Origin of the sequence: Segatella copri (genome assembly GCF_019249655.2) — a bacterium.
Taxonomy (GTDB): Bacteria; Bacteroidota; Bacteroidia; order Bacteroidales; family Bacteroidaceae; genus Prevotella.
In genome coordinates this window covers 2,532,450-2,554,177 of the sequence record NZ_CP137557.1, presented here as the reverse complement: position 1 = coordinate 2,554,177, position 21,728 = coordinate 2,532,450, and the positions used below count along the sequence as shown (strand labels likewise).

Annotated in this window: 19 protein-coding genes; 5 read left to right on the top strand and 14 right to left on the bottom strand. The window is 44.4% G+C overall.

Features of this window, described 5'->3' with window-relative positions; all coding sequences use genetic code 11:
• Window positions 1-71 precede the first annotated feature (71 nt).
• From KUA49_RS10350 to KUA49_RS10320, 7 genes are all read right to left on the bottom strand, one after another.
• Window positions 72-1,784 (bottom strand): GH25 family lysozyme, encoded by a 1,713-nt coding sequence (locus KUA49_RS10350; RefSeq protein WP_218411383.1) that lies wholly within the window; start codon window positions 1,782-1,784, stop codon window positions 72-74.
• A gap of 43 nt (window positions 1,785-1,827) precedes the next feature.
• On the bottom strand, window positions 1,828-3,216 hold the full coding sequence (gene tilS / locus KUA49_RS10345; protein WP_218411384.1) for a tRNA lysidine(34) synthetase TilS: 1,389 nt from the start codon (window positions 3,214-3,216) through the stop codon (window positions 1,828-1,830).
• 63 nt (window positions 3,217-3,279) lie between these two features.
• The gene (gene kdsB, locus KUA49_RS10340) at window positions 3,280-4,020 is read right to left on the bottom strand and encodes a 3-deoxy-manno-octulosonate cytidylyltransferase (protein WP_218411385.1); all 741 of its coding nucleotides are present in this window, start codon (window positions 4,018-4,020) and stop codon (window positions 3,280-3,282) included.
• 181 nt (window positions 4,021-4,201) lie between these two features.
• The gene (locus KUA49_RS10335; protein ID WP_218411386.1) at window positions 4,202-5,440 is read right to left on the bottom strand and encodes an ABC transporter permease; all 1,239 of its coding nucleotides are present in this window, start codon (window positions 5,438-5,440) and stop codon (window positions 4,202-4,204) included.
• A gap of 90 nt (window positions 5,441-5,530) precedes the next feature.
• A complete protein-coding gene (locus KUA49_RS10330; RefSeq protein ID WP_203049961.1) occupies window positions 5,531-6,301 on the bottom strand; it encodes an ABC transporter ATP-binding protein in 771 nt (256 codons plus the stop codon).
• Window positions 6,302-6,352: 51 nt separating this feature from the next.
• Window positions 6,353-7,534 (bottom strand): efflux RND transporter periplasmic adaptor subunit, encoded by a 1,182-nt coding sequence (locus KUA49_RS10325; RefSeq protein ID WP_218411387.1) that lies wholly within the window; start codon window positions 7,532-7,534, stop codon window positions 6,353-6,355.
• A 42-nt stretch (window positions 7,535-7,576) separates the two neighbouring features.
• Entirely contained in the window at window positions 7,577-8,911 is a 1,335-nt protein-coding gene (locus KUA49_RS10320; RefSeq protein ID WP_218411388.1) for a TolC family protein, read from the bottom strand.
• A gap of 441 nt (window positions 8,912-9,352) precedes the next feature.
• Here KUA49_RS10320 and KUA49_RS10315 point away from each other — a divergent pair, with 441 nt between their 5' ends.
• Window positions 9,353-10,963, top strand: coding sequence for a capsule assembly Wzi family protein (locus KUA49_RS10315; protein ID WP_218411389.1), 1,611 nt, complete (start codon window positions 9,353-9,355; stop codon window positions 10,961-10,963).
• Between the two features lie 56 nt (window positions 10,964-11,019).
• A complete protein-coding gene (locus KUA49_RS10310) occupies window positions 11,020-11,499 on the top strand; it encodes a lipocalin-like domain-containing protein (RefSeq protein WP_256624717.1) in 480 nt (159 codons plus the stop codon).
• A gap of 137 nt (window positions 11,500-11,636) precedes the next feature.
• Here KUA49_RS10310 and KUA49_RS10305 read toward each other — a convergent pair whose 3' ends face one another.
• The gene (locus tag KUA49_RS10305; RefSeq protein WP_256624732.1) at window positions 11,637-12,230 is read right to left on the bottom strand and encodes a sugar transferase; all 594 of its coding nucleotides are present in this window, start codon (window positions 12,228-12,230) and stop codon (window positions 11,637-11,639) included.
• A gap of 277 nt (window positions 12,231-12,507) precedes the next feature.
• Here KUA49_RS10305 and KUA49_RS10300 point away from each other — a divergent pair, with 277 nt between their 5' ends.
• Window positions 12,508-14,064: an ATP-binding protein gene (locus KUA49_RS10300; protein WP_218411391.1), complete on the top strand. Its 1,557-nt coding sequence runs from the start codon at window positions 12,508-12,510 to the stop codon at window positions 14,062-14,064.
• A 310-nt stretch (window positions 14,065-14,374) separates the two neighbouring features.
• Window positions 14,375-14,539 carry a hypothetical protein gene (locus KUA49_RS10295; RefSeq protein WP_218411392.1) on the top strand — a complete coding sequence of 55 codons (165 nt, stop codon included), beginning with the start codon at window positions 14,375-14,377 and terminating at the stop codon, window positions 14,537-14,539.
• Window positions 14,540-14,928: 389 nt separating this feature from the next.
• On the opposite strand, the gene KUA49_RS10290 is transcribed toward KUA49_RS10295, so the two are convergent.
• Complete coding sequence (locus KUA49_RS10290) at window positions 14,929-15,735, bottom strand: glycosyltransferase family 2 protein (protein WP_218411393.1); 807 nt, start codon at window positions 15,733-15,735, stop codon at window positions 14,929-14,931.
• A gap of 315 nt (window positions 15,736-16,050) precedes the next feature.
• Between KUA49_RS10290 and KUA49_RS10285 the strand changes: the two genes are divergently transcribed.
• Window positions 16,051-16,809, top strand: coding sequence for a glycoside hydrolase family 16 protein (locus KUA49_RS10285; protein ID WP_218411394.1), 759 nt, complete (start codon window positions 16,051-16,053; stop codon window positions 16,807-16,809).
• Window positions 16,810-16,851: 42 nt separating this feature from the next.
• Here the strand turns inward: KUA49_RS10285 and KUA49_RS10280 are convergent, their stop codons facing one another.
• The 5 genes from KUA49_RS10280 to KUA49_RS10260 are packed head-to-tail and all read right to left on the bottom strand — an operon-like array spanning window position 16,852 to window position 21,705.
• Window positions 16,852-17,814 carry an ATP-grasp fold amidoligase family protein gene (locus KUA49_RS10280; RefSeq protein ID WP_218411395.1) on the bottom strand — a complete coding sequence of 321 codons (963 nt, stop codon included), beginning with the start codon at window positions 17,812-17,814 and terminating at the stop codon, window positions 16,852-16,854.
• Between the two features lie 11 nt (window positions 17,815-17,825).
• Window positions 17,826-18,638, bottom strand: coding sequence for a glycosyltransferase family 2 protein (locus KUA49_RS10275; RefSeq protein ID WP_218411396.1), 813 nt, complete (start codon window positions 18,636-18,638; stop codon window positions 17,826-17,828).
• Window positions 18,639-18,647: 9 nt separating this feature from the next.
• On the bottom strand, window positions 18,648-19,451 hold the full coding sequence (locus KUA49_RS10270) for a hypothetical protein (protein ID WP_218411397.1): 804 nt from the start codon (window positions 19,449-19,451) through the stop codon (window positions 18,648-18,650).
• Between the two features lie 26 nt (window positions 19,452-19,477).
• A complete protein-coding gene (locus tag KUA49_RS10265) occupies window positions 19,478-20,626 on the bottom strand; it encodes a glycoside hydrolase family 99-like domain-containing protein (protein ID WP_218411398.1) in 1,149 nt (382 codons plus the stop codon).
• A 41-nt stretch (window positions 20,627-20,667) separates the two neighbouring features.
• On the bottom strand, window positions 20,668-21,705 hold the full coding sequence (locus tag KUA49_RS10260; protein ID WP_218411399.1) for an EpsG family protein: 1,038 nt from the start codon (window positions 21,703-21,705) through the stop codon (window positions 20,668-20,670).
• Window positions 21,706-21,728: the final 23 nt, after the last annotated feature.

The following is a 21,728-nucleotide window of genomic DNA, read 5'->3' as shown; positions in this document are numbered from 1 at the left end:
TAGTAAAATATTCAATAGGTTGTTACTTCTGATAACATTATTTAACCTAAAACTCTTGGTTTTTTGAAATTTTATCTAACTGCTTCATTCTTAGCGAATTTATCGAATGCTTTTTGGTAACCATTGAAGACGTTGATGTCCACCGTTCCGTGTATGCCGGCAACCCTTCCGTCGGGGCATAATTGCCAATAAACCAGGTGAATGTCTGGCTTATATTCGCCATATCGGGCTATCCACACCAGGTAGTCGTGCTTCAGGTCGGGGGCAAGCGGAAGATACCGGTTTACGAACATCTGACTGATGTAGAGGATGGGTTTCACTCCGGTGGCTCTTTCCACCAGTCGGAGCCATGTTCTTACCCTTGCGAAGAGTACAGCCGGACCGCCCATCTGCTTAATCTGACTTGGGAATGGTTCCAAATCCAGAACGGGAGGGAAATCGCCACGGCGGATATGGCTATGGCGCAAGAAGTGGTTTGCCTGTTCCGCAGCCGAACTCCTGGTGCTGAAGAAGTGGTAAGTTCCTACGTGATAGCCGTGTTTGCGTGCATCGTTATAGTCTTTCTTATAGAAAGGATTGACGATAGACTTTCCTTCCGTACTCTTGATGTAGATATATCTGATTGGGAAGTTCACGTTTCCATTCACGGTCTTCTTGCTGATGGTTCCCAGGTGGGTGATGCGCAGTCGCTTCCAGTCGATAGGATACTTCTTCTTGCCTTTGCCATGCTGGTATTTGGAGATGTCGATGCCGTAGATGCGCTGCGATGTATAGACCAGTCGCTCACCCTTGTATTTGTCAGCCTTCCATTCGCCTACTCTCAGCGGTTTCTTGGGGGCGATGCTGAATCCCCAGCCGTTTCTTTCGCCGTCTTTCCATTCACCCTCGTAGTAGGTACCATCGTGTCCTATCCATACACCATAGCCTTCGGCTTGGTACAGACTGTCGTATGAACCCGAGAAGTAGCCCAGGGAATCGGGTCTCAGTTCATAGTTGATAGGCTTCCTGTGGGTGACTCCCTGCAGGGTTACGATGCCGGCAGCCGTGCGGGGTGCGATGCCGAAGATGCCATCTGGGGTGGTTTCTGAAGCCAGCTGGAAGAGATGGCAACCTTGGGTATTTTTGCCGTCCATGCTTCCGATGAGCTTGCAGTCTTCACTTTGGGTCTTGCCATTCTCGTCGGTGTAGAATGCCTTATATATAATAAGGTGTACCAGTTGCAGTTTTTCCTTGCCGTTGGATACTTTTCCCGATGAATCCTTGCCCTGGATATGGTGCAGGGAGTCGAGCATCTTCTTGGCTGAATCTCTCAACACCTTTTCCCGGTTCTCGAATGCGCAGATTCTGTTGTAGCCCAGGTCCATCACGCTATGCGAGTGGATGTAGTAGGCTAACTCGCTCTCTTTCCATTTGGAATCTTTGTAGAGACTGTCGAGCGAATCCACCTTCTCCACCAGCACGCTGTCGGCGTCCAGCCCCTTGTATTTGTTTTTGGTGATGCTGGCATCATAGGATGCTGCGAGTCGTCCCTGGCAGGATGGCACCAGTGCCCAGCGGTTCACGAAGACGGCGGCTAGGGTGGTGGTGTCTTCGTCGAAGTGCAGCAAGGTCTTGTCGCCTCTTCTTATCTCGTAGCTGCTGTATACTTCAATGCGTGCCTTGGCAGCCTGCACGCTTTCTCTTGTGGGGTTCTGGCAGCGATAGATCCAGTATCCCAAAGCTAAAAGTAGAATAACCAACAAGGCACCGGCTATCCCGATGCCTCTTTTTCTGATGTTTGTCATTTTTCAATTCCTTCCCTGTTTCTTCTATTCTCTCTTGTTTTTCTCATTTCTGTGGGGCATCCGGATTTTCCATCATTTCTATCTCCAGGATAGATTGGGTGGTAGGAGAGATTTTGCATCTGTCGGATGTCCTTTCTCCGATGAGCCAGATGATTTCGCCTTCCTTGTCGGTCAGTACATGCTGGCTCATCTTTTCCATGTAGTTTCGTTTGCGGTCGGTGAGGTAATCACTGATGAGTTTGGTTCCCTTCATGCCGAATGGCTGGAAGCGGTCGCCTTGTGCTGTTAGCCGGTAGGTGAGTGGGAAGCTTACCTTGTCGGCATCCAGCGTGATGCGATGGCTCTCTTTACTTGGTGCAAAGTCTTCGGTTCGTGGATAGCGGCGGAGCTTGATTTTCGTGCTGTCGTTGAGCGTGTAGTTTCCTTCTTCGGGGAGTCGGAATTCCCGCTCTTTCTGCAGGTTGTCCAGCGCCTCCAGCGGAGTGATGAGCAGTTGCTCTCGGTCGATGGCTAGCATGTAGTCATTGCTTTTCCAAACCTTTCCTATACCGCCATCCTGATTCCTCAGAGCGTTCATGATGTTATCGATGGTGTCACCATGGAATCCATAGTTGCCGATGCGTTTGTGGAGCATGAATTCCTGACTTGCCGCCATCATGATTGGGGCTTTGTCAATGAAAATCACGCTGTCGGCATTGTCGGCATCAGATGGTTTCATGTCTTTTTCCATATTGTCGAGCATCAGTTTTGCCTGTCTCAGATATTTTGCCGACTGGGCGATGTTGTCCCTGGCTGCAGGGTTCAGCGTTTCGAGCAGCGGAATCACGTGGTGACGTATCTTGTTGCGCAGGGCATCATCTTCCAGATTCGTGGAATCGGTTACGTAATCCTGTTTCTTCTCTGCCAGATAGTCGAGCACATCCTGTCGGCTGATGCAGAGCAGCGGTCGCAGGATGTTGCCGTTTTGGGGAGCGATGGCAGCGAGTCCGTCCACGCCCGAACCTCTGAGCAGGTTGAGCAGCAGGGTTTCCACGTTGTCATCACGATGGTGTGCCACGCAGATGCCATCGGCATTGATGTCTTTGGCGAGTTGGGCGAAATAGCGATAGCGCAGGTCGCGCGCCGCCATCTCGATGCTCACCTTGTGCTTTTCGGCATAGGTAAATGTATCGAAGTGGATGCGGTGCAGGGCAATGCCTTCATGTTCGCACAGATCCACGCAGAATTGTTCGTCGCGATCACTTTCTTCGCCACGCAGATGGAAGTTACAGTGGGCGGCCTCTACGGGCATGCCGATGCTTTTCAGGATGAGCAGCAAGGCTACGCTGTCGGCTCCTCCCGAAAGGGCAACGATATAAAAGCCAGCGTGCTTCCACATGTTGTGGCGCACGATGTAATTACTCACGATATTTTCTATCTGATTCTTGTTCATCTCTCCCTGTAACTCCTATCTCTTTTATCTGTAAACTGTAAGCTATAAATTGTCAACTATAAACTATAAACTCTTTAAGAACTCTTCTGCTCGTTTCAAGTCTTCTGGGGTATCAATGCCTACGGTCTCCACATCGGTGGTTCCCACCTTAATCTTATAGCCATTCTGTAACCAGCGCAACTGCTCCAGGCTCTCTGCAATCTCCAGAGAACTCTGTGGCAACTGGGTTACTTCCTTGAGCACTTCCTTGCGGTAAGCATATATGCCCAGATGCTTCAGGTAAGGGAAGTTGTTGAGCCAGTCCTTGCGCTCCTTGCCTCTTACGTATGGGATGACGCTGCGGGAGAAGTAGAGAGCAAAGCCCTGGTTGCTCACGGCAATCTTCGGACTGTTTGGATTCTCCACAGCCTCCATTGATGTAAATGCCTTGCCCAGGGTAGCAATCTGGGTGGTTGGGTCGTCGAAGCAGTGGCAGATGGTTTCCAACTGGCTTTTTGCCACGAAAGGCTCATCGCCCTGCACATTGACGATGACATCCCAATCGCCGCCAATCTTTTCGATGGCTTCCTCTATGCGGTCGGTACCGCTCTTGTGGTCGGTGCGGGTCATCACCGCCTTACCGCCAAAAGCCTCCACGGCATTGAGGATGCGCTCGTCGTCGGTAGCCACGTAGGCTTCCTCCAAGACGGCTGCTACTTTCTCATAAACGTGCTGGATTACTGGTTTGCCACCAAGCATGGCGAGTGGCTTACCTGGGAAACGCGTTGAGGCGTATCGTGCTGGAATGATTCCTATAAATCTCATAATTGTCTGTCTTTTAAATGTTTACTTTCTTTTTACTCGGTGCTTCTTTCCTGTAACCTTCTTAAATATTTTCAGAATTTTTTCAGAATCTTTCCTGAATCTTTCCGGTAACAAAAAAAGTTGCACTTTGCAGACGCAAAAGTACAACTTTATTTTGTATTAACCAAATATATTTCGAATTTTATTCATATCTTATCGCCTCAATCGGGTCGAGACGGGCTGCCTTCTTCGCAGGATACCAGCCGAAGAATACTCCGGTGAAGGTACATACGGCAAAACTCATGATGATACTCCATGGCTCAATCTGAGTGGCGATGTGCAGGAAGGCATTCAGACTGAGCGATAGACTCACGCCCAATATCACTCCAATGATACCACCTGTTACTGACAGCAGGATAGCCTCAATCAAAAATTGGTTCAGAATGTCGATGCCTCGGGCACCCACACTCATTCTAAGACCAATCTCCCGGGTTCGCTCGGTTACGGAAACATACATGATGTTCATGATTCCGATACCGCCCACCAGTAATGAGATGCCTGCCACGGATCCGAGCAGGATGGTGATGGTTGACATGGTGGAGTTCATCATGCTGGATATTTCCTCCTGCGAACGGATATTGAAGTCGTCTTCATCTGCCTCTGTGGTGGCGGTGGCATCCTTCAGTTTGTGGTTGCGGCGCAGGATGTCGCTAATCTGGTCTTGTGCTGGCTGCGAAGCCTCCTCGGTAATGGCCGAGCATACGATGCCGCCCAGGTAAGTCTGTGCCAGGAGTCGTTTCATCACGGTGGTGTAAGGCGCCAGTACCAGGTCGTCCTGGTCCATACCCATACTATTGTAGCCTTTTTTCTTGAGCACGCCTACTACACGGAAAGGGATGCTGTTGAAGCGCACCACCTTACCGATAGGGTCGCTGCCGTCTGGAAAGAGGTAATCTACCACCGTCTGACCCAGGATGCAAACCTTGGCTGCCGCCTTGATGTCGGCATCGGTAAACATTTCTCCGTCAGCTACTTTCAACTGTCGGATGCTGAGATAATCCTGGTTCACGCCATAGATGCTGCTCTGGGTATTGTTGTTGCCGTAGATCCACTGTCCGGCGCTGTTTACGGTAGGCGAGATGGCACTGATATAGTTGCACTCATCCTTGATGGTCTGATAGTCAGTCTGCTTCAGGGTCTCCATCGATGAGGCATCCTGTCTTACACCGCCTCTCATGTCGGCACCCGGCGAAATCATGATCATATTGGAACCCATCTCGGCGATGTTCGCCTTGATGCTCGCCTTGCTTCCCTGTCCGATGGCAAGCATCGTAATCACGGCTGCGATACCAATGATGATACCCAGGGCTGTGAGGAAGGAGCGCATCTTGTTGGCTGCTATCGCTCGGAGGGCTATCTTTAAAAGATTCTGATAATTCATTTACTTTGAACTTTGAATTTTGAACATTGAACTTTATGATTAGTAAAGCTGTTGAATTCTTCACTCTTCACTCTTCGTTCTTCACTTCTCCTATTCGTCCGTATTGGCTGGCAATGCGGCAAGGCCTTCGGCTGCCGAGAGGATATGGTCGTTGTAGGTATCACTGATGATATGACCATCTCGCAGCTCGATGTTGCGGCTCGAATAGTTGGCGATGTCTGGGTTGTGAGTTACGAAGATGATGGTTCTTCCCTCGGCATAGAGCTTCTGGAAGAGTACGAGAATCTCGAAACTGGTTCGGGTATCGAGGTTACCCGTAGCCTCATCGGCGAGAATCACGGCAGGGTCGTTCACCAGAGCTCTGGCGATGGCCACACGCTGCATCTGTCCACCCGACATCTGGTTACTCTTGTGATAGAGTCGCTCGCCCAAGCCCACAGCCTTCAAGGCTTCGATGGCACGCTGCTTGCGCTCCTCGGCAGTAACGGAAGGATTGTACATCAGTGGCAGCTCCACATTCTCCACACTGGTAGTCTTCGGCAGAAGGTTGTAGTTCTGGAAGATGAAACCAATCTTGCGGTTGCGGAGGATGGCACGGTCGTTGCGGCTCATCTTTCTTACGCTGACACCATCCAGATAGTATTCGCCGCTGGATGGCGTGTCGAGACATCCCAGCTGGTTCAATAGGGTAGATTTACCCGAACCCGACTTACCCATGATCGTAACGAACTCGCCTTCGTATATCTTAAAGCTCACGCCCTTCAGGGCATGCACCACCTCGTCGCCTACCATGAAGTTGCGCCTCACGTTGTCCAGCTCGATGACAACCTTCTTCTCTTTGTTATCAATATTTTCAGCCATAATTCTTAACTATAAATTGTAAATTATTAATTATAAATTATGCCTTCTGTCTTATTTCTTTTTTCCTCTAGGGCCAGGACCACTGATCAGACCTTGGCTCTGCTGGGCATCCTCTTCCTCCTCAGGCGTATTGACGATGATTTCTGTTACAATCTTCTGTCCCTTTTTGATACCCTTGATGATTTCGGTGTGCACTCCGTCGGTCTGACCGATGGTTACGGAATGGGCTGTGAGGGTCTTGTCGCTGAGGGTCCATACCTTGTTCTTGCCCTTGCAATCCACAATTTTCATATCCTTGCCCACGGTTTCCTTGGTAGGAGTAAAACGCAAAGCCTTGTTGGCTACAGCGAGTACGCCACTGCGCTCCTGGGTGTAGATGGTGACATTGGCTGTCAGACCAGGCTTCAGCTTGAGGTCTGCATTTGGAGCAGATATTACCACCTCGTAAGTAACCACATTGTTGGTAGTCGTTGCTTCCAGGCGCACCTGCTTTACGGTTCCCTCGAAGGTATCATCCGGATAAGCATCTACGGTGAAGGTAACACGGTCGCCTTCTTTCACACCGCCGATGTCTGCCTCATCCACGTTTGCCACTACCTGCATGTTGGTCAGGTCCTTGGCAATAGTGAAGAGTTCTGGGGTGTTGAAGCTTGCCGCTACGGTTTGGCCTTCCTCTACGCTCTTCGAGATAACGGTACCATCGATAGGCGACGTGATGGTAGCGTAGCCCAGGTTGGTCTGAGCCTTCTGTACATTTTCCTTGGATGAAGCCACCTGTTCCTTCGCCTGACGATAGGTGAGGAGAGCGTTCTCGTATTCATCGGCACTTACGAGTCCCTTCTTGTAAAGCGTTTGGTAGCGATTCATGTTGGCTGCCTGATAGCTGAGGTTGCTGGTGGCGCTGGCGAGATTTGCCTTAGCCGTATTGAGCTCGCTCAGCAGGTTGGTCTTGTCGAGCTCTGCGATTACCTGTCCCTTCTTTACCTGAGAGTTGTAATCCACATAGAGTTTGTTCACGATACCGCTCACCTGTGTACCCACGGTTACTGAGGTCACTGCCTCGATGGTACCGGTGGCAGTTACACTGTTCTGGAGGGTTTCAGTCTTCACCGCTTCCTCCTTGAAGTTAATCTCTTCTTCCTTCTTACCTCCCGACAGCGCCCAGGCTGCCACGGCGATGACTACTATCACGATGACAGCAATCCAGATTTTGCTTATTCTTAATTTCTTCATTTTATGATGTTAACCTATTAAATGTTTTGCAATATATATAAATTAGATGTGTCCGTCCTTGTAGAACTTCAGAATGTTGAGGTTGAGGATGGTCATGTATTTAGCCTGAAGCTCATTCTGCTTAGCCTTCAGCAGGTTGTCCTTACCTGTGCGAAGTTCCACGATGTTCTTCAGTCCCAACTTAAACTGCTCGCTCAGCAAGTCGTAGCTGGTCTGTGCGCTCTCGCTGCTCACCTTGGCAGCCTTAAACTGGCTCTGGTTGGTAGAAGCCTGCAACCAGTAGTTTTCGATGGTAGAGTAGAGCTGAGTCTGCTGGTTCTTCAGGTCGAGCTGGATACTCTCACGCTGCAGGAGGGCCTTGTTCACCTGAGTCTTGGTTGTGCGGTTGTCGAAGAGAGGCACGCTCACGCTGATACCGCCGCCCATGTTGAAGTTGGTCTTCAACTGTGTGCCCCATGCCTTGTTGTTCATCGAAGTGCTGCTGGTAGAAACCCCCGCATTGGCACTGATGGTAGGCAACTTGCCCGCCTTGGCAATCTGGATGGTGAGGTCGTTCTGCGCCAACTGGTTCTGGAAGGTCTTGAATTCCGGACGGTTTTCCAAAGCCGCAGCATATACGCCGTTCAGTGCCGGGATGGCATCCAGCGCCATCGCATCCGTGGTGTTTGGCATATTGATATCAAAAGCCTCATCGCTGGTAATCTGGAGCAACTCCTTCAGCTGTCGCTTGTAGTTCTTCACGTTGCTTTCAGCCTGTACGATGTTAAACTCATCCTGTGCACGCTGAGCGGTGAGCTGTGCCAGGTCAGCCTGACTCATCTTTCCTATTTTCACCATCTCCTTGCCACGTTCCTCGTTCTGAAGGCTTGATGCGTAGCTTTCCTGATTCACCTTGATAGCCTCTGTGGAGTAGAGAATCTGAACGTAGAGTGTGGCAATTTGCTCCTGCAGCTTCACCGCCTGGGTAGCAGAGTCAAGCTCGGCAGCCTCAGCCACCAGCTTGTTGAGTTTCACCTGGTTCTTGTTCTTATTGCCGTTCCAGATGGTGTAGTTACCAGCCACCGAGTAGGTGCCGTTGTAATATACCTTATCGATGCTGGCTCTTGAGAAACCGTCGCTGCTGATGCCGCTAGCCACCCAAGGCGTGTAGTTGACGCTTTGGCTGGTGCTTGCATTGAGCGAAGGCAGCAGAGCCGCTTTCGACTGCAAGTAGTCCTCCTGAGCGCTAGCCTTGGTGAGCTGCGTTTTCTGGAGTGAGATGTTGTTGGCAAGCGCATAGTCGATGCAGTCTTTCAGCGACCATTGCTTGGCTTGTGTGGCAAGTGGAGCTGCTGCTATGAGCAGGGCAAACATGCCGTTTCTTAAACTTCCGTTCATACTTCTTCTTTTGTTACTTTTACTGTTACTTTTCTTTTTTCTGTCCCAATGATACATATTGCAAAACTTTTAATGGGCCAACTATTTTTCTTTTTGTCGATTAGACGCAGAAAGAAGCCCGATAGTTGCAATCGTCGTAATAGTTGATTGATTTTTTTTCAGATGGTTTATTTTTGCTTTTTGTTTTTAACAATCGTTGGGAAAATGAAATGTTTCTTTTCAACTATCAATTTCTTTGATTTCCTTCTGATTTTGAACGTAAAATCGGTTGATAGTATAACAATTCGTAATGATTGTTAAAGAAGTGTGGCAATACGCAATATTTGTTTTATTTTTGCATTTTGTTTAGGTCAAGCAGTTAATAGTGCTTAGACTTTGGATAAGGAATATATTCAAGAGATAACGTTTAAAAGTAGTTTTTTTAATCATATTCACGACTTGATGAAGAAGAAGATAGCAATATACTTGGCGGCTTGTGCTCTGCCAATCCACGTCACTGCCCAGGAGTTGTGGCAGGAAGAAGACGTAGCCCCAGGCAAACTCAACCTCTGCGAGGGGGTAGAGTATGGGGTGGAGATGCAAGGCTCCTTGTCGAAGGGAAAAACTCCTCTTTGGCTCAATGCCAACAAGTATGGCTTGAGTTCGCTCGATGAGCGAAATGGCTATATGCGGGTGAACGTGATTCGCCCGCTTGCTGCTGATTCTGCCCGCCGCTGGGCAGTGGGGTATGGTGTGGATGTGGTGGCTCCCGTTAATTATACCAGTCATGCCATCGTACAGCAGGCTTTTGTTGAGGCCCGCTGGCTTCATGGCGTGTTGAGCGTGGGTGCCAAGGAATATCCGCTGGAACTCAAGAATCAGACTTTGTCAAGTGGCAGCCAGACGCTGGGCATCAATGCGCGCCCTGTTCCTCAGGTTCGCCTTGCCTTGCCCGATTATTGGACCTTGCCGATATTCAATGGTTGGGTGCATCTGAAAGGTCACATCGCCTATGGTATGATGACCGATGACAGTTGGCAGCATGACTTCACGAACAAAAAGCAAAAATATGCCGACGAAGTGCTCTATCATAGCAAGGCGGGTTATCTGAAGATAGGCAGCGAGGAGAGATTCTGTCCTTGGAGCCTGGAAATGGGGGTAGAGATGGCAGACCTGTTTGGGGGCAAGCCTTACTACCGTACTCCGAGTGGCGAGATGATATTGAAGCCATCAGAAAAAGGTCTTCTTGGCTTCTGGCATGCGTTTTTCCCAGGTGGCGCTGATCCTGGCGAGAATGAATACATCAATAAGGCTGGTGATATAGTGGGTTCATGGGTGATGCGCTTCAACTATGATTTCGACAGCTGGAAACTCGGCATCTATGCCGATCATTTCTTCGAGGACGACAGTCAGCTTTTCTTCCTCGACTATAATGGTTATGGCGAAGGACCGGATGAGTGGAATGAGAAGAAATACTCCCGTTTTTTCCTCTATTCATTCAAGGATATCATGCTGGGTACTGAGTTGAATTTCAAGTATGGCAAGTGGTTGCGAAATGTGGTGGTAGAGTATCTCTATACCAAGTATCAGAGTGGTCCTTATAACCACGACCGTACCATCAATATTCCCGACCATCTTTCGGGAACGGATGATTATTACAACCATGGTACTTTTACCGGATGGCAGCATTGGGGACAGGTGATGGGCAATCCGCTTTACCGTTCACCTATTTATAATAACAATGGAAAAATTGAGGTATTAGACAACCGTTTCATTGCTTACCATCTTGGTTTTGATGGTCAGCCTACAGATAGGTTCGGCTATCGTGCGCTGGTTACTTACCAGAAAGGGTGGGGAACCTATAACGAGCCGTTCACCAAGAAGCATCATAACGTCAGTTTCCTGGTTGAGGGTAATTATGCCTTCAGTCACGGTTGGGCGATGAAGGCAGGCTATGGCATGGATTTCGGCAGCAATCAGATGCTGGGACACAATGCCGGTTTCCAATTCACTATCAGTAAAAAGGGAAATTTAGGTAAGAAAAAATCGTCTGCAAGACAAGGAGTTATGTAATGATAATTTTGAGTAAAATGAATAAGGAAAATAGAATTGGATATATCAGAAAGACAATGAATCTGTTGAAGCTGAAGAGAATTCTTATGGCTGCTTGCATGTTATTGAGCCTGGGATTGGGTATGTCCTCTTGTACTTTGGAGACGAGTGACAATGGTTATTTTGATGGCTATTGGCATCTCGAACGGGTAGATACGCTAGCCACGGGTGGCTGGTGTGATTACTCGAAGCGTCGCATCTTCTGGGGAGTACAATTTAAGTTGCTGTCCTGCAATGATGCCGATGTAGGTCCACGTGGATGTTATTTCCGCTTCGACCAGACTGCCGATAGCATCATCGTTCATACTCCCTATAAGAACAATTGGCATCAGGACAATGGACCGGATGGCGGTGATATTCCTATCATTGTAGTCAATGATGATCTCCGCCAGTATGGCATCAACAATCTTCGTGAACCCTTCTTCAAGGAGAAGTACAAGAGCGATAAGATGATTTTGCGCTCGGAAACACTGCGCCTGTACTTCACTAAGTTCTGATTTTGTTTTCCTTAAGGAAACATCGAGTTTCCCTTAATGGAACATCGATTTTCCCTTAAGGGAACAAAAAGTGCCACCCTGTTCTGCAGATTGGCACTTTTTGTATCTAAATCTGATTTGTGACTTATTGCAAATTCTTAGAATTTCTTTCCGAAAATGATATTGATGAAAGTTTTCACCAAAATCTTGGCATCGAACCACCAGGAACGGTGCTCCAGATAGTAGAGATCGAGTTCCAATCTTCTCAACATTTTCTCCATGGTGTCAGTATAGCCATTATATAAGGTGGCATAGGAAGTGACGCCTGGACGAATCTGATACAGGAACTGGTATCTTGAATCGTGCTCAATAATCTGATCAATATAGAACTTTCGTTCCGGTCTAGGACCGATGAAAGCCATATCGCCCTTGAATACATTCCAAAGCTGAGGCAATTCATCAAGATGATGATCACGGAGGAACACACCTACACGAGTCATGCGGGTATCCTTCTTATGACCAAAGAGCTGAGGACCATTCTTCTCAGCATCCACTCTCATGCTGCGGAACTTGTAGATATAGAAAGGTCTTCCGAATCTTCCGATGCGCTCCTGCTTGAAGATGGCAGGACCACCATCCTCCTTCTTCACTGCAATATAGCATATAAGGAAGAGAGGCGAGAATGCCACAAGACTGACTCCCGACAGGATGAAGTCACCTATGCGCTTGATGGTTCGTTCAACTTCGTTCATTCCGTCAGGTATGAATCTAGGATTATCTACATCATCATTCCACTTGATATATGATGGGATATCATTGAATTTCTTCTGATTATTTTCCATACTTCTTATTTTCTTTTATTTAAAAAACGAAACATTGTTTAATATATTGTATTCAAACACGCTTATTTCGTATATTTCTTTTAAGTTCTTTAAAATTAATGATTTCGGAAAGGGTAAAAAATAAAAAAGACATAAAATGTTTGGAGAAACAAAATAAAAATGGTACATTTGCAGAAAAATGTAGATTATGAAGAAATATCCTTTGGGAATTCAGACATTCTCTGAAATTGTTGCAGGCAATTATATATATGCAGACAAGACAGAGTTTGTTTACAAATTGGCACATTATGCCAAATTTCATTTTCTGAGTCGTCCCCGGCGATTCGGAAAGTCTCTTTTTGTCTCTACACTTCAGGCTTACTTTGAGGGTAAAAGAGATTTGTTTAAGGGACTTGTCATTGAGCAGATGGAGCAAGAGTGGACTTCATACCCTGTTGTTCATATAGATTTAAGTGCCAGCAAGTATTATCGCCTGAAAAATCTTCATGCTGCTTTGAATGGAATGCTTTCTGAATATGAGAAAATCTATGGAATAGCGGTGAACCCTGATTATGCAGATGTATATAGTGAGCGTTTGAAGAATATTATCTTGACAGCTGCTCAGCAGACTGGTAAACAAGTAGTTGTACTTGTTGATGAATATGACGCCCCAATGCATGATAGCATGAAAGATGAAACATTGCAAGATGAAATTCGTGAAATTATGCGCGACTTCTTTAGTCCATTGAAGCATCAGGAAGCAAATCTACGCTTTGTTTTTATCACGGGAATTTCTAAGTTTAGTCAGTTGAGTATTTTCAGTGAACTTAACAACTTGAAAATTCTTACATTGAAAGAAGATTATGCGGCTGTTTGTGGTTTTACGGAAGAAGAATTGATTGATAATTTTTCGGAAGGAATACAAACTTTGGCAGCAAAGGAAGGTATATCAAGTGATGAGGTATTAGCTAAATTACGTTATCATTATGATGGTTATCACTTTACTGCAAAGTCGGAAGGTATTTATAACCCTTATAGCATTATCAATGCAATGGACGATAAGACTTTTAACAATTATTGGTTTGCTTCTGGTACTCCTACGTTTCTGATAGAGTTGTTGCATAAGAAAGGAATTGATATGTTGCAACTAGATGAGATATGGGCATCAGAAAGTCGTTTCAATGTACCTACAGATAAGATTACCGACCCGATGCCTGTACTCTATCAAAGTGGTTATCTTACTATAAAAGATTACAATGAGGATACTAAGCAATATCTTCTAGGTTTTCCAAATGAAGAGGTTAGACAAGGCTTTTCAGAGAGTCTTTATCATTATTATGCACCGGATGATTTTGGTAATTATGACGCTTTAGTTAACTCTTATGTGAAATATGTAGTTAAGCTTGATGATTTTGAGTCTTTTCTGCCTCATTTGAAAGTTTTTTATGACAAATTTCCATATGTTATAGTAAATGACAATGAACGTCATTATCAGGCAGTCATGTACACTATATTTTCGATGTTAGGTGCAGATGTGAGTGTGGAACATTTTACTTCTAGTGGAAGAATCGATCTTGTTTTAAAAACAAAGAAGAGTGTTTATGTCATTGAATTAAAATATGATAAAAATGCAACTGTTGCTGTAGATCAGATATTGAATAACAGGTATGCATCAGCTTTCGCAGAAGAAAAGCGAACGATACATTTGGTTGGCTTGAATTTCTCGAAAGACCAACGTACTCTAGATGATTGGATTTTGCAATAACTCGTAAAATCAAGACGAGTTTTCGCTAAAATAGTGAGTGATACAGAAAATCCGTGAGGGATAGCGTGATGGGTATTGTAAAAATACAATCAATATATCACGCTATTCTTGAACTTTAATACTTTGGTAATCAGAGATTTGAGTATTCCAAATTCGTAATCGTGATGGATGTGACAGATGTTTCGCTAAAAAACTTTTTCATGTGAGTGAAGAAGTAGCTTATGAAATAAAGGTGAACGTATTGCTTTTGGAGGTAGACAGCTTCCAACGAAGATTAAGGATATTGTTAAATTTAAAATAATTAAGGATTATGAGTGAAAGTGAGATTGAGGGCTTTATCAACAAAGTTGAATTAGGCTTAGTTGAAGCTCAGCATGATATGTTGGTAGAAAAGGCTTTATACAATCGTCCTGTGGTCATTAGTGACGGAAATGGCGGGGTAGTAGAAGTTTCTGCCAAGCAATTATTAAGTTAGAAAATGTCTTTTCATTCTCTAAATTTGAGTCGCTAATTGTTTAGTTGTACAACTATAAGGTGTTTAGTTGTACAACTGTAAAATTACGGTTGTACGACTATAGGGTGTATGGTCGTACAACTAAAGAGTGTATAGTTGTACAACTAAACAGGTTGTAGTTGTACGATTACAAGGAGTTGCCACTAGGCTCGGCAGACCTGCTGACTGCAGTGAGCAGACCTGCTGACTAGGCTCAGCAGGTCTGCTGAGCCTAGTGGCAACATACGAGAAGGTATATACTTGTACTCGAAAAGATATATCCTTTCACTCCAGATGATAGTCATTTGTACTTGAAAGCCTATTGATTCCTATACAGGAAAGCCTTTCTTCTTATATAAAAAACGATAGTCTTATTTTTGATGAGTAAAAGTGTAACTGTCGAACTTACGCTTCAATATCTTCGCACCATAGGTTGGCAGGAAAAGCGTGAAGAAATAAAGGTTTGCCTTGATAGGGTGGAAACCTAATATCTCCTTATAAACTGCAATATTATATTTCATCAGCGACATCTTATTGCTTGAGATAGAGTTCCTGCGCATGCAATAGTAGGCCAAAGGTTTTTCCGGATAAGCATAGCAAACCTTGCATTCTCTGATAATCTGCAGGAACAAAGCCCAGTCCTGACGTTTGCGGATGGTAGGCATGAAGAATTTCCTGCCCAGCATCTGAATGTCATAGATAGCAGTGAGGCAACCCACCTTGTTGTCTCTCTTCATCATCCCGTATGTTATTTTTTTCGGAGCCGTACAGAATCCTATCTCGTCCTGCGTTTCTCCATCAAAGATAATATATGAGGCACATGAGAGAGCACACTTCTTCTCGTTCATGAAAGCAATCTGCTTTTCAAGTTTATCTGTGGTCCATCTGTCATCACTGTCGCAGAAGGCGATATAGCGTCCTTTGGCGCGTTCGATGCTCTTATTTCGGGCATAGCCGGCGCCATGGTTCTCTTTCAGATATAGAATGTTGACTCTTTCGTCCTTGCTTGCATATTCCTTCAGCAATTGCAAGGTGGTTGGGTCTGTGGAAGCATCGTCGGTAATCAATAACTCTAAGTTCTTATAAGTTTGATTAAGGATACTATTCATACTGTCGGCAAGATATTTGCCGGCATTATAAGTTGGCATGATGACAGATACTAAGTCTTCTTTATTCATTATTTTAGAGTTTAACTTTCTCAAAAGATGATTATTGTTTCTTTCGTTGCAAAGGTAATAAAAAATAATGAGATAAAAGTAAAATGAAGATACTAATTGAAGATTTTGCTTAAAAAACCTTGTCTTTTACAAAAATGTGAAGGAAAAATTTGTTTCTTTCTAATAAAAACCGTATATTTGTACTTTATTAAACCTGTATGTAAAACAGGATATAGGTGTTATTCTTAAATATAACAATATGAGGATAAATTTAAAAAAATATTTAGTTTGGTGATATTTACCTTCAGTCTTCTGTCAGGAGATACATATCATGTAATGGCTAGGGATAGAGAGCAGAAATACAAGCTCGTCTTTCGGGAGGAGTTTAATCTTCCTGATGGTAGCCAGCCTAATCCTAAATTATGGAGTAGGGTTCCGCGTGCAAATAATCTTTGGGCAAAGTGGAATTCTGATACGGCAGATGTTGTTTTTATTAGAAATGGAAGATTGGTTTGTCGGGTTATTCCGAATACGAATCCTGCAGATACGGCAATGATGTTGGCAGGTGCAGTATTTACCAAGCATAAGTTTGCCTTTAAGTATGGAAAAATAGAGGTGAGGATGAGGACAAATTTGCAGAAAGGAAACTTTCCTGCTGCATGGATTATGCCGCAAGTTCCTGGCAATCCATATCGATATGGTGAAGTTGATCTGATAGAATATTTTGGCGACGAAGGCATTGCACGACAAACCTTCCATTCGCATCGCACGGCGATTTTGAAAAAAAGTGGCGATAAGACCGTCTTCCTGACAAGAAACATTGAGCGGGACAAATGGCATGTTTATGGTTTGGAATGGACACCTCATGCGCTGATTACTTATATTGATGGAGAGACTACCGGCTGCTATCTTAAGTCGGATGACCCCATTAAGCTGGAAGAAGGACAATGGACGTTTGACCGTTCCTTCTTCATCATTCTGAATCAAAGTGTGGGGTATGGCAACTGGCATGCTCCAGATCCGCATGCCACTTATGAAACCGAGTTTGACTGGGTGAGAATCTATCAAAGAGAAAAGGACATCACTTATTATTAAAAGTGGTGTCCCTTTCTGATTACAGACGTTAATATGATTCCATTAAACTTTCTTTTTGAAATCTTTTATGCTAAACAAGGCACCCGCCTTTTTCAAAAACTCAGGAGTAAAGTAAGTCATCAGTCCTCCGAGTGATGTGAACGTTAACTCTCCAAAGTAAATCTTTCCATTCTCGTCTTCCGGATTCAAATTGTATAAGTCAACTCTCAACTCAGGGAATCCCTGGGATAGCTTTTCTGCTACCTCTATCATTTTCTCCAAGTTTTTAGGCTTTGGCATAATTTTACCTTTAGGATAGCCGGAACTGAATATAGAATATTGTGGGCACGCATTCCACTCTCTGTCATAGAGCATTAAGTGAACTTTGGCTCCATTGCCAGAACGGTCGGAACATATCAGAATATAGTGAACTTTGCCATTAAAACACCATAGTTTATAATCAATTAATGTAGATTCGCCCTTCGGTGTAGGGAGCAGTTCTTCTGCAATGACCATCGGATGGATTTCCTTGTAATGAGGTTCTACATGAAGCAGTCCTATGTTCTTGCGGTGTAACCATTCATCTATGGTCTTCACAATAGCAGCCTTCTGGGCAATGGGTAGGGTACTTTTACCTCTTACGGCTTTATTGGTACCTTTTCCGTCGCCATTATTTGCCTTGAGAATAAAATTCTCTGGCAGTTGGTCAAAGTCGAAGTCGTTCACGTTGTCCCAAGCTCCGTAGAGTTTGACAAGACAGTTGCCGAGACCTTTTTGCTCAACATAATCTCTTACCTTGTATTTATCGGCAAGGATTGTCCACTGGGTCGTGTCTGAATACAATTTTGCCCACAGAATCTTTTCATTGAGATCCTGGGGATTTTTTAAATTCAGTTTTTTCTTAAAGGTGAGAAAATATCTTATCTTTAGAAGCAATTCGGGATTGTGCTTTCCCAAAAAATGACATAAACCAATAGCAGGAGCAAAGAGAATTCTTCCTCCTTTACTTGATGTTGGATGTATCATATCTACTATTTTTAATGTTGCTGTATCAGTTTATTATAAAAAGTTCCTGCTATTCTACTTAGATAGAATAAAGGGTCGTTATGAGTTAGATGACTCAAGTACATGCCTGTATATTTGAAACTTTGAGATAGGAATTCATATATCTTGGTCACAATGCTGATTTTACGTCTTCCTGCAGAATTATTTCTCTTTCTGATATAGTATATGCAAGTAGGTGCGGCTACTTTTACATGTTTGATCTTCCAGGATATTCCATACATGAATATGGAGTCTTCACCACGTTTGATATTTGTGTCGAAACGTTGTCCGTTTATACATTCTTTAGGAAGCAGTTTGCAACATGCTGACGAGAAAAAACTGCGATTGGAATAGCGACTTGATTCCTTTGCCGGTTGATAGTTTCTGTATGCACGACTCAGAAAATGCTGTTCACTTTCTTCTCCTGTTTCCTTATTCACTGCTTTCACATTGGCTTCAACAATTCCGTTGTCACATGCTTTAGAAAGCAACTCTTCCAGATAGTTGTCTGATACCCAGTCATCATCATCAATGAAACAGATATAGCAGCCTTGTGCTTTTTCCATTCCAAGATTTCGAGCTCTAGATACTCCATTTGGAGTAGAGTAAAGCAGTGTGCTGGTAAAGGAGTATTCTGGCAGTTTCTTGCGAATCAAGCTTTCATAAGGTTCTCTTTCACCATTGAGCACGAGGATTACCTCAAACTCATCCTTTGATAAAGTTTGATTCTCAAGACTTCCTAAACATTCCCAAAGATAATCCTTGGGAGTGTATGTCGGTATGATAACACTTATTTTAGTTGCCATAACTGTTACTTATTTTGCATATTCAACTTCAATACCTCCTATCTCTGCAGCAACCTGTGAATATGAAGACCCTACGCTTCCTATAATCTTATTGGTCTTGCTAAGACAGAATAAGTCTAACACTGCAAATTTCATTCCTTCCAGGGAATTGCGATCAGTATCATCCATCAGGGTAATGATGCGGTCGGGATATTTTGATTTCAGATTTTCCTTTACCTCATCATCATCGCTGGCTACATAGAATTTGGCATTGGCATTCTTCTTGATTTCCGCATCCATCATGTTGGTAAAGTTCTCTAATGGAGAAGATTGGATGGATACAACATTGTCGGTTCTGCGGATATGCACACCGATAGTACTCTCAGAAAAGCCTGATACTACTTCGTCTATTCTGCGCTGGATATCATCTTGTGGAATGAACATTCCCTGGATGGTATATTTCGTACACATAGGATAACACGAGATGAGGAGGAGCGAGCGTGAATAGCTCATTTTTAATTTGCTGTATATCTCGCCATCGCGATAGATGCTGAAGTTGAACACGGTTTGCTCGAACATCGTTTTCAGCAGGGGCCATCTCATCAGGTAGTCCTTGTTACCATTGATGTTGTATAGCCATTGCTTGTTCTCAACCAGTTTCACATCATCTTGTGGAATAGGTTTGAAAAGTTCGCAATAATCAGCTTTTAAACCTAGGCTGTTGTTCCAGTAAATGACAGAAGAACAATGATATTTCTTTGCCACCGCCACTCCTGTGGCTATGGCACGTAATCGGTTACAAAGTCCTCCTGTTGGTATGATTTTAACTTCCATGTTTCGTTATCGATGTAGTTATTCTTTTATTTCTTAATTGTATTTCTGATGGCATCGAGGAAACCATGACCATATTTGGTATCCGGTTCCACATAGTTGCCTTCACCCCATTCGTTCCATGAGCGGAGGAAGAGAATCTTTCTCTGTTCAGGCTTGTTCTTGATGAGCTGCAATGCATCTTCTATATGATGCTCGAAGTTCTCTGGGGTAGCATTTACGTAGATACCTTCGTGCTTGCCGGCTCTAGGGGTACGGTCCCACTGTGGGAAAAGAGTAGGGAACACGTTGTCCCAATTGTCTTCTGGTGAAAAGAAATGCTTCATCACCTTAGGATAATCATACTTCAGTGCCGGCATGAAAGGGAATGCCTTCTGCATGGCTTTTCTTGCTATACGCCAATACTTTCCCTGATACATCATCTCGGCTCTACCTTTTCCCATCGGGTTGATGCCATCGAAACCTAATTCCAGGAATGAGTTGTAGATGTCGGCACTGCTTTCAAGGTTTGGCATCACACGTCTGATGGTGCCGTCCTCGTTTCTCTTGACCGTTGTTGTTGAAGCACACATAGCAACGAAGAAGATGCCTTTCAATCCATTCTCCTTTGCCATCTTTCTCCAGAGTTCCATGAAGTGGCGCACATCCTTGAAGTGATATGGGTCGAAAATCAGGAACAGTGGCTTACCATCTACCGTGATGTAACGATGATCTTTGAATGCTTTGAGCACATAGTTGAAATGGGCAATGTAGTCTTCATCGCCAGGATACAATTGCTCACAGATCATCTGGTTGCCACCTTTATTCTTCCATGTATTTGTTTTCCAGTCATGGTTTGCCCATGCCAGGCAGAATGGAAAATCCGGTTTGCCGGAATTGAGAACCTCATCGAATGGACGCTGCAACAGGCGCTTGCCGTTACCCATCCAGTAATGCCAGTAGCAGAATCCTTCTACACCTGCTTCACGTGCCAACTGAGCCTGCTGCTCGCGAGTCTCAGGCAGACGAAGGTCATAGAAGCCTAAATCGGCTGGTATTCTTGGCTGGTAGTGTCCATGAAATACAGGACGGGCTTTGGCTACGTTGGTCCATTCTGTAAATCCTGGTCCCCAGACATTGTCGTTTTCAGGGATTGGGTGAAACTGTGGTAAATAATATGCTATAACTCTTGCTTCCATTTAATATGCTTTTTATTATTATTCTATTTTATTTTTATTGTTTAATTAGGCATGATCATCATTCCCAATCCATAATGCGGTATGCTCACATAGAGCATGAGGAGGGAGATGATGACTATCATGCTGATACCTATCCACTTCTGTTTGAAAGTGTACATGATATAAGTATAGAGCAGTATATTCACGATGCAATACAGCTGGCTGGTTCGCAATGCCAAAACAGGCAAAAACGCAAGTGCCGAATATAGGGATAATCCTATTGCAGACGTCTTGAGCAATATCGGGAAATCACTGCATAGTTTCGTCAGCGTATCCTTAAAGAGGAAGAGGTAATAAAACAGCATGACCGACATGAGATGCAGCGGATCAAATATATTGATGCCTACCGTTATTTTACCCTTTTCCACAGCAGCCTGGTAGATAGCCAGTTTGTTACCGATGAGTGGAAGTGACGGATTCATCAGAATGCTACCTCCTGCATAATATACGACATATCCCAGCGGAATGGCGCAAAGAAACAGAATGGTTGTCTTCTTATTGAATGGCTTGTTGTTGAGAAACAAGACAGGAAGGAGCGTCAAAGATGAATAATGTATTAAAGATCCTCCGAGCAAAAGCAGGAAGGCTATTTTCTTTTTGTTCTCTGTGATGAGATGGAGTGCGATAAGGAAGATTCCTGATACCACTCCCGCTCTTATCTGGGTAAGATCGTGCAATACATAATAGAAACTGATGTAGCACAGCAATGGAACAAAATAGAATTCGCTCAATTTTCTGAAGGCAAACATCTTTAGTGACACTCCGAACAAAGCATAGAGCAAGAACAGAACGTGTACATTGTCTGTAAAGAATCCCAAAAAGTAAGATATGAGCAGAAAGGATGGCTCTACCATCTCATCTGTTCCGTTCTTGAAATAATGCTGGAATGTATATTCGTAATTTTCCGAGTCAGGGTCCAAACCAATTTCTCGAAATCCTGCCACAAAAATCAGCACAAGACCTATCAGGAAGAATAATGGCTTCTGATACTTCCTGATGTAGTCTTCCAAGTAACAAAGTATAGCAACGATTAGAAACATTGCCGATAAGATGTAACCCATAT

Coding starts and splice junctions, on each gene's coding strand:
- KUA49_RS10295 (WP_218411392.1), top strand. CDS start 14,375: ATGAGTGAAAGTGAGATTGAGGGCTTTATCAACAAAGTTGAATTAGGC.
- KUA49_RS10300 (WP_218411391.1), top strand. CDS start 12,508: ATGAAGAAATATCCTTTGGGAATTCAGACATTCTCTGAAATTGTTGCA.
- KUA49_RS10265 (WP_218411398.1), bottom strand. CDS start 20,626: ATGGAAGCAAGAGTTATAGCATATTATTTACCACAGTTTCACCCAATC.
- KUA49_RS10310 (WP_256624717.1), top strand. CDS start 11,020: ATGAATCTGTTGAAGCTGAAGAGAATTCTTATGGCTGCTTGCATGTTA.
- KUA49_RS10280 (WP_218411395.1), bottom strand. CDS start 17,814: ATGATACATCCAACATCAAGTAAAGGAGGAAGAATTCTCTTTGCTCCT.
- KUA49_RS10330 (WP_203049961.1), bottom strand. CDS start 6,301: ATGGCTGAAAATATTGATAACAAAGAGAAGAAGGTTGTCATCGAGCTG.
- KUA49_RS10325 (WP_218411387.1), bottom strand. CDS start 7,534: ATGAAGAAATTAAGAATAAGCAAAATCTGGATTGCTGTCATCGTGATA.
- KUA49_RS10315 (WP_218411389.1), top strand. CDS start 9,353: ATGAAGAAGAAGATAGCAATATACTTGGCGGCTTGTGCTCTGCCAATC.
- KUA49_RS10275 (WP_218411396.1), bottom strand. CDS start 18,638: ATGGCAACTAAAATAAGTGTTATCATACCGACATACACTCCCAAGGAT.
- KUA49_RS10290 (WP_218411393.1), bottom strand. CDS start 15,735: ATGAATAAAGAAGACTTAGTATCTGTCATCATGCCAACTTATAATGCC.
- KUA49_RS10270 (WP_218411397.1), bottom strand. CDS start 19,451: ATGGAAGTTAAAATCATACCAACAGGAGGACTTTGTAACCGATTACGT.
- KUA49_RS10335 (WP_218411386.1), bottom strand. CDS start 5,440: ATGAATTATCAGAATCTTTTAAAGATAGCCCTCCGAGCGATAGCAGCC.
- KUA49_RS10350 (WP_218411383.1), bottom strand. CDS start 1,784: ATGACAAACATCAGAAAAAGAGGCATCGGGATAGCCGGTGCCTTGTTG.
- KUA49_RS10305 (WP_256624732.1), bottom strand. CDS start 12,230: ATGAACGAAGTTGAACGAACCATCAAGCGCATAGGTGACTTCATCCTG.
- KUA49_RS10285 (WP_218411394.1), top strand. CDS start 16,051: ATGGCTAGGGATAGAGAGCAGAAATACAAGCTCGTCTTTCGGGAGGAG.
- kdsB (WP_218411385.1), bottom strand. CDS start 4,020: ATGAGATTTATAGGAATCATTCCAGCACGATACGCCTCAACGCGTTTC.
- tilS (WP_218411384.1), bottom strand. CDS start 3,216: ATGAACAAGAATCAGATAGAAAATATCGTGAGTAATTACATCGTGCGC.
- KUA49_RS10260 (WP_218411399.1), bottom strand. CDS start 21,705: ATGTTTCTAATCGTTGCTATACTTTGTTACTTGGAAGACTACATCAGG.
- KUA49_RS10320 (WP_218411388.1), bottom strand. CDS start 8,911: ATGAACGGAAGTTTAAGAAACGGCATGTTTGCCCTGCTCATAGCAGCA.